8 protein-coding genes are annotated in these 11,150 nt (G+C 62.3%); 6 read left to right on the forward strand and 2 right to left on the reverse strand.

Annotation, left to right across the window (positions count from 1 at the left end):
• Nucleotides 1–66 precede the first annotated feature (66 nt).
• Nucleotides 67–1,347, forward strand: coding sequence for a hypothetical protein (locus INT12_RS26745; protein WP_193040911.1), 1,281 nt, complete (start codon nt 67–69; stop codon nt 1,345–1,347).
• A gap of 3 nt (nt 1,348–1,350) precedes the next feature.
• Here the strand turns inward: INT12_RS26745 and INT12_RS26750 are convergent, their stop codons facing one another.
• Entirely contained in the window at nt 1,351–4,629 is a 3,279-nt protein-coding gene (locus INT12_RS26750) for an EAL domain-containing protein (protein ID WP_193040912.1), read from the reverse strand.
• A gap of 66 nt (nt 4,630–4,695) precedes the next feature.
• Nucleotides 4,696–5,586 (reverse strand): LysR family transcriptional regulator, encoded by an 891-nt coding sequence (locus tag INT12_RS26755; RefSeq protein WP_017847706.1) that lies wholly within the window; start codon nt 5,584–5,586, stop codon nt 4,696–4,698.
• Between the two features lie 147 nt (nt 5,587–5,733).
• Between INT12_RS26755 and leuC the strand changes: the two genes are divergently transcribed.
• From leuC to asd, 5 genes are all read left to right on the forward strand, one after another.
• Complete coding sequence (gene leuC / locus INT12_RS26760; RefSeq protein ID WP_046382634.1) at nt 5,734–7,152, forward strand: 3-isopropylmalate dehydratase large subunit; 1,419 nt, start codon at nt 5,734–5,736, stop codon at nt 7,150–7,152.
• Between the two features lie 10 nt (nt 7,153–7,162).
• Entirely contained in the window at nt 7,163–7,807 is a 645-nt protein-coding gene (gene leuD, locus INT12_RS26765) for a 3-isopropylmalate dehydratase small subunit (protein ID WP_026140124.1), read from the forward strand.
• A gap of 137 nt (nt 7,808–7,944) precedes the next feature.
• Complete coding sequence (locus INT12_RS26770; protein ID WP_017847703.1) at nt 7,945–8,709, forward strand: class I SAM-dependent methyltransferase; 765 nt, start codon at nt 7,945–7,947, stop codon at nt 8,707–8,709.
• Nucleotides 8,710–8,761: 52 nt separating this feature from the next.
• Nucleotides 8,762–9,844, forward strand: a complete 1,083-nt coding sequence (gene leuB / locus INT12_RS26775; protein WP_017847702.1) for a 3-isopropylmalate dehydrogenase — start codon at nt 8,762–8,764, stop codon at nt 9,842–9,844.
• A gap of 64 nt (nt 9,845–9,908) precedes the next feature.
• Nucleotides 9,909–11,021 carry an aspartate-semialdehyde dehydrogenase gene (gene asd, locus INT12_RS26780; protein WP_017847701.1) on the forward strand — a complete coding sequence of 371 codons (1,113 nt, stop codon included), beginning with the start codon at nt 9,909–9,911 and terminating at the stop codon, nt 11,019–11,021.
• Nucleotides 11,022–11,150: the final 129 nt, after the last annotated feature.

Here is an 11,150-nt window from a genome sequence, read left to right on the forward strand (position 1 = left end):
GCAGTCAGCCCAAACCTGGCTGCCCGTTCGGCTGCTTATTTTTTACAAGCGTCAGGAACCCAGTGCATGTATATCTCCACAGCTAGCCGTTCGATGATCGAAACGGCCCAGCAGCGCGGGGCTTCTCCCGTATTTCCGGTGAAACCCGCAGGTGAAAGGCCGGCTGATATCGCTTCGGCATTCCACACGAGCGAGCGGCGCTTCGGCGAGAGTTTTGATTGCAGCAGCCACGCAGCGGTGATCAAGTTGATGATGATGACGTTCGGTCAGCGTCCAGCCGCGATGTTTAACGAGTTGCTACCCTCGGGCGATGGGTACGACGTCACGATGAAGGATGAATTCAAGCTGCACCTGTCCCGCCAGGAGTTGCAGCAGGCGTCGCAGGCTTCCCGCTTCACGGGGGCGGACAGCGGCGTGGTAAAGGATGCCAATTTCATGTTTGCCGCCTTTGTCAAACGCAAGCAACTGACCGGGGGCTATGCCACGTTCGAAGCCGCCTTGGCAAAGACGCTCGAGGGCGAGACCACCCAGCGTTGTCTGCAAGGCATGGGGGTGTTCGGCCTGTCGCAGTTCGTCCCGGTGAGCGATATGGCGGGCAAGGGCGCGGTAGGGGTGCTGGAGACCCATAACCGCGGGTCGGCGCTGGTGCGCGAGGGGGTCAGGCATGATGGAGGGGCACCACGAACGGCTGATCGGGGCTATGGGTATGTCTTGTTCGATGATCAACTGCCGCCGCCGAGCAATCGCGGCGCCGCCCCTGTGGTCGCGAGCGTCCGGCCCGCGGACATCTGGAGCGGGTTTTACCAGGGGGTCGAAGGCAATTGCGTCACGGTCTCGGCGATCAAGGCGGCGATGATCCGGTTCGGGCAAGACCCGAGGGCGATCTATAAGCAGGTTCACATCACGCCGACGGGGTTTGACGTGGTCATGCGAGATGCCTTCCGGTTGCAACTGACCCACGAGGAAGTGCGCCAGGCTGCCGCCGAGTCGAACTTTCATGGCAATAATCGACAGTTGCTGAATGCCGCGCACTTTTTGTACGCAGTCAGTGCCAAGCGCGCGCAGATCGAGAACAACGATTTTCGTGCCCGCCAGAGTTACACGACGGCTCTGCAAACCCTCAACGATGGCGAGTACCCTGGCGAAGCGCTGCGCCGCCTGGGGTTGTTTGGCTACGTGCGTGAAAGCACGGTCGCAGAGTTGGTCAACGGGGCGATCGGCACCCTGGCAGACAACTGGCATTCGGTGGCGGTGATCGATGGGGCGCTGGATTTCTATGGAAAAAAGCACGACCTGGCCTCATCGCGCTGGATGAGTTCGGGGTTCCGGGCCCTGAAGCTGGTCTGAGCCTCAATCCAGCAAGAGCCTGAACCCTTCTATCGGTAAGGGCCGGCTGTGCAAATAACCCTGGAACAAGTGGCAGCCCAGCTTTTGCAGGAACGCCAGTTGCTCCGGGGTTTCAACGCCTTCGGCGATCACCCCCAGGTTCAAGCTGCGCGCCATGGCCACAATGGCGCGGATGATTTCGGCGTCGTTGGGGTCGTGGGTGGCATCGCGCACGAAGGACTGGTCGATCTTCAGCGTATCCACCGGCAAGCGCTTGAGGTAGGTGAGCGATGAGTAACCGGTGCCGAAGTCGTCCATCGCAAAACTCACGCCGAGCTTTTTCAGGCGACGCATTTTGCTGATGGTGTCATCCAGGTTCTGGATCACGATGCCTTCGGTGATTTCCAGTTTCAGCAGGCAGTAGGGCAGTGAATGCTGCTTGAGGCTGCGCTCGACGCGTTCGACAAAGTCGTTCTGGCGGAACTGCCGGGGGCTGATGTTCACGCACAGGCTGAAATTCAGCGGGTCCACCTTGCCTTCTTTGATCAACTGCTCGAAGGCGGCGCACGCTTCATCGAGTATCCAGGTGCCGACTTCGAGGATCAGGCCGCTGTCTTCCAGCACTTTGATGAATTCGGACGGCGCCTGCGCGCCCAGTTGCGGATGCTGCCAGCGCACCAGGGCCTCGGCGCCGACGATCTTATTGCCGCGCGCGTCCACCTGGGGTTGGTAATGCACGCTGAATTCGCCGCGTGACAGGGCCAGGCGCAGGTCGGTTTCCATGCGCAGGCGTTCGCTGGCGGTTTTCTGCATGCTGTTGTGGAACATCTGCGTGGCGTTGCGCCCCGAATCCTTGGCGCGGTACAGCGCGATGTCGGCACGTTTGAGCAGGTCGGCCGGGGTCGAGCCATGATCGGGGATCAGCGCCACACCGATGCTCGGCGTGACTTGCAGGCGTTGGCCGTCGAGGAACATCGGTTCGGAGAGCAATTCACGCAGGGTGTCGGCCAGTTCCTGAACCTGGGCGCTGACTTCGGTGCGCGTGCCATCCAGGCCGCTGAGCAGCACCACGAACTCATCGCCGCCCAGGCGCGCCACGGTATCTTCCATACGCACGCTGGCTTCGAGGCGCGCGGTGACGATTTTCAGCACGGTGTCGCCCACCGGGTGACCGAGGGAATCATTGATGTGCTTGAAGTGGTCGAGGTCGAGAAACAGCAATGCACCGCGCAGGTTATGGCGCTTGAGCAGGGCGATCTGCTGGCTCAGGCGGTCCATCAGCAGTGCGCGGTTGGGCAGGTTGGTCAGCGGGTCGTGGTAGGCCAGGTGGCGGATCTGCGCCTGGGCGTTTTTCAACAGGCTCACATCCCGCGCGGTCAGCAACAGGCAAGGGGTTTCGTTGAGGATGATCGGCTCGACTGAAACCTCCACCGCCAGCACATCGCCGCGCTTGTTGTGCCAGAGCATTTCCAAATGGCGGATACGGCCTTTGAGTTGCAGTTCGGCCAGCAGCACCGCGCGCTGGTTTTCATCGGCCCAGATGCCGACCTGGTACAGCGTCAGGCCGATGACGTCTTCGGCACGAAAACCGGTCAAGCGGCAGAACCCGTCGTTCACCTCCACATAGCGGCCGGTGTCGTGTTCGGTAATGGAAATCGCGTCGGGGCTGGAATGGAAGGCCTTGGCGAATTTTTCTTCGCTGGCCTTCAGCGCGGCCTCGGAGCGTTGCTGCTGGGTAATGTCGCGCAGGGTGGTGACGATGCACGGCTGGTCGCCGACCTTGATCATCCGGCTGGAAATCACGCAGGTCAGGGCCTGGCCGCTTTTGTGGTGCGCGATGATCGCCACGTTGTTCAGCGCCTGGTCGCGAATCACCTGTTCGATGCGTTGCAGGCGCTGGCTCGACTCGTCCCACAGGCCGATCTGTTCGGCGCTCATGTTGATCACTTCGGCGGCCGTCCAGCCAAAGGTCTGGGTGAAGGCGGGGTTGATCTCGATGAACTCGCCGTTGTTCAGGCGGGTGACGCAGATCGGGTCGGGGCTGGCCTGGAACAGGCTGGCGAATTTTTCTTCGGAGGCGCTCAGGCGTTGTTCGCGCTCGACCTGGTCGGTGATGTCCAGCAGGGTGCCGGCCATGCGCAGTGGCGCGCCTTTTTCGTCGCGGTACAGGCGTGCGCGGCTTTCCAGGTAGCGCGGGCTGCCGTCTTCCAGTTGTACACGGTAAGTCAGCTGATAGTTGCCGGCCGGGCCTTCGCGCAGGGTGCGATAGGCGTTGCGCATACTCTCGCGCTCTTCCTTGGGCATGCCCTCGAAAAACGCCTCGAACGATTCATGGAACGCTTCCGCCGGCAGGCCGTGCAGTTGGGCGGCGCGGGCCGAGCCGTAGAGCATGCCGGTGGGAATGTGCCAGTCCCAGGTGCCCAATTGCGCGGAGTCCAGGGCCAGGTCCAGGCGCTCCTGGCTGTCTTTCAAGGCTTGCTCGGCGTTTTTGCGCTCGGTGGTGTCGAGAAAGGTGCTGATCAGGTAGGCCTCGCCGTCCAGCTCGACCTTCTGCGCGCAGAGCGTGCCATCGTGGATCTGCCCGTTGCTGGCACAGAATTGCACTTCCATGGTGATGGGTTCGCCCTTGCGCTGGGTGGCCCTGACCAACTGCGCACGCTGTTCAGGGTGGAGCCACAGGCCGAGGTCCAGGGTGGTGCGACCGATGGCGTCGGCGACCGGCCAGCCGAAGAGGATCTGGAAATACTGGTTGGCTTCGCTGATCAAGCCGTCGGACTGGCGGGTGAGCAGGACCATGTTCGGGCACAGGTGAAACAGCGTGGCGAAGCGCTTTTCGGAGTGGCTGAGGGCGTGTTCCCGCTCGCGCTGGCGGGTAGTCTCGCGGATCACCCCGATCATGCGGCGCCGGCCGGCTTTGTCCGGCGCCAGGCTGCCGTTGATTTCCAGCCAGTGCTGGCTGCCATCCGGCCACTGGATGTGGTGGTGCATGGCCTGCTCGAACGGCTCGCCGGCCAGCACCGCGTGAAACGCGCGTATCACCCGGGCGCGGTCTTGCGGCGCGAGCAGGTCCAGGTACTCCAGATCCTTGGGCAACGGTTGGCGCGGGTCGAAGCCGAACAGCGCCTGGGTGCCCCGCGACCAACTGATACGCCCGGTATCGATTTCCCAGCACCATGCACCCAGCCGTGCAGCGTTAAGCGCTGCCAGCAGTTGCGGGGCGCTGTCCCAGCTTTGTTCCGCCTCTTCAGGGTCCAGGGCGTAAATGCGGGGCAGGGGTGGCATAGGGTCGACGGGATTGCGCATTATCAAAAAGCCTTGGCTCGATGGGCGTTCGGCGCGGTTTTATTCAGGCCTTGAGGCCGCACAGCTTCATGCCGGTGTCCCTGGCAGCTCGACCTGTGCATCCAAGAGGCTCATAAAAGCCCGCGCAGCGTTCGACAGCGTCCTTTCGGTATGCACGATATAGCCTAGCTGGCGACTGAGTTGTATGCCCGGCAAAGCGATACTTGTCACCTGATCGTCGAGCATGGTGCGCGGTAATACGCTCCACGCCAAGCCGATGGACACCATCATTTTGATGGTTTCCAGATAGTTCGTGCTCATCGCGATGTTCGGCGTGAGGCCCTGGGCCTCGAACAGGCGGCTGACAATGTGATGGGTAAAGGTGTTGCCGCCAGGGAAAACCGCCGGGTGACCGGCGATGTCCGCCAGGGTGACCGAGCCGTTGCGGGTCAGGCTGTGCTCCGGCGCCACCACGAAATCCAGCGGGTCGTCCCACACCGGGGTGGCGCGCACCAGGTTGTGCGGCTCGGGCGCCAGGGTGATCACCGCCACTTCGGCGCGGCCATGCAGGATCTCTTCGTAGGCCACTTCCGAGTCGAGAAACTGAATATCCAGCGCAACGTTGGGGTATTGCCGGGTAAAGGTGCGCAGGATCGGCGGCAGGCGATGCAGGCCGATGTGGTGGCTGGTGGCCAATGTGAGGCGCCCGCTGACTTCACCGGTGAGGTTGGTGAGGGCGCGCCGGGTGTCGTCCAGGACGTTGAGAATCTGATAGGCGCGCGGCAGCAGGGCGCGCCCGGCTTCGGTCAAGCCGACTTCACGGCCCAGGCGATCGAACAGGCGCACCTTCAGTTGTTGCTCGAGGCCGGCAATGCGTTTGCTGATGGCCGGTTGGGTCAGGTGCAGGCGCTCGCCGGCGCCGGAGAAGCTGCCGGTCTCGGCGATGGCAATAAAAGCATTGAGGTTGGCCAGGTCCATTGTGGTATTCCAGTTGGTAATCCAAAGCATAAAAAATATGAATTTGAGTTATTTAATGTAGCGCCATACCATCAGCCTCACAAGCCAAAGGGTTATTGAATGTCTCAAGACCCGGGGCATAGAAAGACCGCTGATGAGGACCGACTGATGGCCGGCAAAACGCTTTACGACAAGCTTTGGGATTCCCATGAAGTGAAACGGCGCGACGATGGCTCGTCGCTGATCTATATCGACCGTCACATCATCCATGAAGTGACCTCGCCCCAAGCGTTCGAAGGCCTGCGGCTGGCCGGGCGCAAGCCTTGGCGCGTCGACTCGATCATCGCCACCCCGGATCACAACGTGCCGACCACTCCGGAGCGCAAGGGCGGGATCGACGCCATTGTCGACACCGTGTCGCGTTTGCAGGTGCAGACTCTCGACGACTACTGCGACGAATACGGCATCACCGAATTCAAGATGAATGACGTGCGCCAAGGCATCGTCCACGTGATCGGCCCGGAGCAGGGCGCGACCTTGCCCGGCATGACCGTGGTCTGCGGCGACTCCCACACCTCCACCCACGGCGCGTTCGGCGCCCTGGCCCATGGCATCGGCACCTCGGAGGTGGAACATGTGTTCGCCACCCAGTGCCTGGTCGCCAAGAAAATGAAGAACATGCTGGTGCGCGTCGAAGGCCAATTGCCTTTCGGTGTGACCGCCAAGGACATCGTGCTCGCCGTGATCGGCAAGATCGGCACCGCCGGCGGTAACGGCCATGCCATCGAATTCGCCGGCAGCGCCATTCGCGACCTGTCCATCGAAGGCCGCATGACCATCTGCAACATGTCCATCGAAGCCGGTGCCCGCGTGGGCATGGTGGCGGCGGACGAAAAAACTGTCGAGTACGTCAAAGGCCGTCCGTTCGCCCCCAAAGGCGCCGACTGGGATGCCGCCGTTGAGGCCTGGAAAGACCTGGTCTCCGACGCCGATGCCGTGTTCGACACCGTGGTGGAACTGGACGCCAGCCAGATCAAGCCGCAAGTCAGCTGGGGCACCTCGCCGGAAATGGTCTTGGCCGTCGACCAGAACGTGCCGGACCCGGCCAAGGAAGCCGACCTGGTCAAGCGCGGTTCCATCGAGCGCGCCTTGAAGTACATGGGCTTGAAAGCCAACCAGGCGATCACCGACATTCAGTTGGATCGCGTGTTCATCGGTTCCTGCACCAACTCGCGGATCGAAGACCTGCGCGCCGCGGCAGTGATCGCCAAGGGCCGCAAAGTCGCCTCGACCATCAAGCAGGCCATCGTGGTGCCGGGTTCGGGCCTGGTGAAGGCCCAGGCCGAAGCGGAAGGCCTGGACAAGATCTTCCTCGAAGCCGGTTTTGAATGGCGTGAACCGGGCTGCTCCATGTGCCTGGCGATGAACCCGGACCGCTTGGAGTCCGGCGAGCATTGCGCGTCGACCTCCAACCGTAACTTCGAAGGGCGTCAGGGCGCCGGTGGGCGTACTCACCTGGTTAGCCCGGCCATGGCCGCCGCCGCTGCCGTCAACGGTCGTTTCATCGACGTTCGCGAATTGATCTGAGGAATACCCGATGAGAGCTTTTACCCAACACACTGGTCTTGTCGCGCCGTTGGACCGTGCCAACGTGGACACTGACCAGATCATCCCCAAGCAGTTCTTGAAGTCGATCAAGCGCACCGGTTTCGGCCCCAACCTGTTCGACGAGTGGCGCTACCTGGACGTGGGCTACGCCTATCAGGACAACTCCAAGCGCCCGCTGAACAAGGACTTCGTGCTCAACGCCGAACGTTACCAGGGCGCCAGCGTGCTGCTGGCGCGGGAAAACTTCGGCTGCGGCTCCAGCCGCGAACACGCGCCGTGGGCCCTGGAAGAATATGGCTTTCGTAGCATCATCGCGCCGAGCTACGCCGACATCTTCTTCAACAACAGCTTCAAGAACGGCTTGCTGCCGATCATCTTGAGCGATGCCGAAGTGGATGAGCTGTTCAAGCAAGTGGAAGCCAACCCCGGCTACGAACTGACCGTCGACCTCGCCGCGCAGACCGTGACCCGTCCGGACGGCAAGGTGTACCACTTTGAAGTGGATGCCTTCCGCAAGCACTGCCTGCTCAACGGCCTGGACGACATCGGCCTGACCTTGCAGGACGGCGATGCGATTGCCGCGTTTGAAACCAGGCACCGGGCCAGCCAGCCTTGGTTGTTTCGCGACGCTTGATGTGATGTAGGCAGGACCGCAGCCATCGGGAGCAAGCTCCCTCCCACATTTTGATGTGTGAACACCTTCAAATGTGAGAGGGGGCTTGCCCCCGATGGGGCAGAACAAACACCGCAAGGTCCATTGAGGAAACTCCCATGACCCACACCGCCCACACCCAAGTCGTGCAAAAACAATTCGGTGAACAGGCCTCGGCCTACCTGAGCAGTGCCGTACACGCCCAAGGTACTGAATTTGCGCTGCTCCAGGCCGAACTGGCCGGGCACGGCGCTGCGCGACTGCTGGATCTGGGCTGCGGCGCCGGTCATGTCAGTTTCCATGTGGCGCCGCTGGTAAAAGAAGTGGTGGCCTACGACCTGTCGCAGCAGATGCTCGACGTGGTCGCCGCCGCTGCCGCAGACCGTGGCCTGGGCAATATCCGCACGGTCCACGGCGCCGCTGAGCGCTTGCCGTTCGCCGATGGCGAATTCGACTTCGTGTTCAGCCGCTATTCGGCGCACCATTGGAGCGACCTCGGCCTGGCCCTGCGCGAAGTGCGCCGGGTGCTCAAGCCGGGTGGCGTGGCGGCGTTTGTCGATGTCTTGTCACCGGGCAGCCCGCTGTTGGACACTTACCTGCAAACTGTCGAAGTGCTGCGCGACACCAGCCACGTGCGCGATTACTCCGCCGCCGAATGGATGCGCCAGCTCAGCGAAGCCGGTCTGCATGTGCGCAACAGCAGCCGCCAGCGCCTGCGCCTGGAATACACCTCGTGGGTCGAGCGCATGCGTACGCCAGCGCCTTTGCGTGCGGCGATCCTTGAGCTGCAACAGGCAATGGGCCAGGAAGTCCGCGATTATTACGAAATTCAAGCCGACGGCACCTTCAGCACCGACGTGCTGGTGGTTTGGGCCGAACGCTGAGTATTTTTCCCGACCTGCCCCAGGGCGGGTCGCATGATGAAATGAGGAACGCATGAGCAAGCAGATTCTGATTCTCCCAGGCGACGGTATTGGTCCGGAAATCATGGCCGAAGCGGTCAAAGTCCTGGAACTGGCCAACACCAAGTACAACCTGGGCTTCGAATTGAGCCACGACGTGATCGGCGGCGCGGCCATCGACAAGCACGGCGTGCCCCTGGCCGACGAGACCCTGGACCGCGCCCGTGCGGCCGACGCCGTGTTGCTCGGCGCCGTGGGTGGCCCGAAATGGGACAAGATCGAGCGTGACATCCGCCCTGAGCGCGGCCTGCTGAAGATCCGCGCGCAACTGGGCCTGTTCGGCAACCTGCGCCCGGCAATCCTCTACCCGCAACTGGCCGACGCGTCGAGCCTCAAGCCGGAAGTGGTGGCGGGCCTGGATATCCTGATCGTGCGCGAGCTGACCGGCGGTATCTACTTCGGCTCGCCGCGCGGTGTACGCGAACTGCCGAATGGCGAGCGCCAGGCCTACGACACCCTGCCGTACAGCGAGAGCGAAATCCGCCGTATCGCCCGGGTCGGTTTCGACATGGCCCGCGTGCGTAGCAAGAAGATCTGCTCGGTCGATAAGGCCAACGTCCTGGCCTCCAGCCAGCTGTGGCGCGAAATCGTCGAAGAAGTCGCCAAGGACTACCCGGACGTCGAACTCAGCCACATGTACGTCGACAACGCCGCCATGCAACTGGTGCGCGCGCCGAAGCAGTTCGACGTGATCGTCACCGACAACCTGTTCGGCGACATCCTGTCCGACCAGGCGTCGATGCTCACCGGTTCCATCGGCATGCTGCCGTCGGCGTCCCTGGACACTAACAACAAGGGCATGTACGAGCCGTGCCACGGTTCGGCGCCAGACATCGCAGGCCTTGGCATCGCCAACCCGCTGGCGACCATTTTGTCGGTGTCGATGATGCTGCGTTACAGCTTCAACCTGGGCGACGCGGCGGATGCCATCGAGAAGGCCGTGAGCCTGGTGTTGGACCAGGGCTTGCGCACCGGAGACATCTGGTCGCAGGGTTGCACCAAAGTCGGTACGCAAGAAATGGGTGACGCAGTAGTCGCCGCGTTGCGGAATCTGTAATCTCTCGGGCCCGCTTGCAGTTGTTGCTGCAAGTCGGCCCACTTTTTAACAAGGTGTAGTTGCGATGAAACGTGTAGGTCTGATCGGTTGGCGCGGTATGGTCGGTTCCGTGCTCATGCAGCGGATGCTGGAAGAGCAGGATTTCGATCTTATTGAGCCGGTGTTTTTCACCACTTCGAACGTGGGTGGCCAAGGGCCGTCCGTGGGCAAGGATATTGCGCCGCTCAAGGACGCCTACAGCATTGAAGAGCTGAAAACCCTCGATGTGATTCTGACCTGCCAGGGCGGCGACTACACCAGCGAAGTGTTCCCCAAGCTGCGCGAAGCCGGCTGGCAGGGTTACTGGATCGATGCCGCGTCCAGCCTGCGCATGCAGGACGATGCGGTGATCGTGCTCGACCCGGTCAACCGCAAGGTCATCGACCAGCAACTCGACGCTGGCACCAAGAACTATATCGGCGGCAACTGCACCGTCAGCCTGATGCTGATGGGCCTGGGCGGCTTGTTCGAAGCCGGCCTGGTCGAGTGGATGAGCGCCATGACTTATCAGGCGGCGTCCGGCGCCGGCGCGCAGAACATGCGCGAACTGATCAAGCAGATGGGCGCGACCCACGCGGCGGTCGCCGATCAACTGGCCGACCCGGCCAGCGCGATCCTCGACATCGACCGCCGTGTGGCCGAAGCCATGCGCAGCGACGCCTACCCGACCGAGAACTTCGGCGTGCCGTTGGCCGGTAGCCTGATCCCGTGGATCGACAAGGAACTGCCGAACGGGCAGAGCCGTGAAGAGTGGAAGGCCCAGGCCGAGACCAACAAGATCCTCGGTCGCTTCAAGAGTCCGATCCCGGTGGACGGCATCTGCGTGCGTATCGGCGCCATGCGCTGCCACAGCCAGGCGCTGACCATCAAGCTGAACAAAGACGTGCCGATCGCCGATATCGAAGGGCTGATCAGCCAGCACAACCCTTGGGTCAAGCTGGTGCCGAACAGCCGCGAAATCAGCATGCAGGAGCTGAGCCCGACCAAGGTCACCGGCACCCTGAATGTTCCGGTGGGGCGTCTGCGCAAGCTGAACATGGGCACCCAGTACCTGGGCGCGTTCACCGTCGGCGACCAGTTGCTGTGGGGCGCGGCCGAACCGCTGCGGCGCATGCTGCGGATTCTGCTGGAGCGTTGATCGCTTGAGGCACTAAGAAAAACCCGCGACTGGTGACAGGCGCGGGTTTTTTGTTGGCTTTCAGGAAGGCATCGGGAGCAAGTCGAATCGTCGCACCGCAAGGCCCAGCCCAATTGCCTCACCCCCCAC

Origin of the sequence: Pseudomonas sp. K8 (genome assembly GCF_014889455.1) — a bacterium.
Taxonomy (GTDB): Bacteria; Pseudomonadota; Gammaproteobacteria; order Pseudomonadales; family Pseudomonadaceae; genus Aquipseudomonas; species Aquipseudomonas veronii.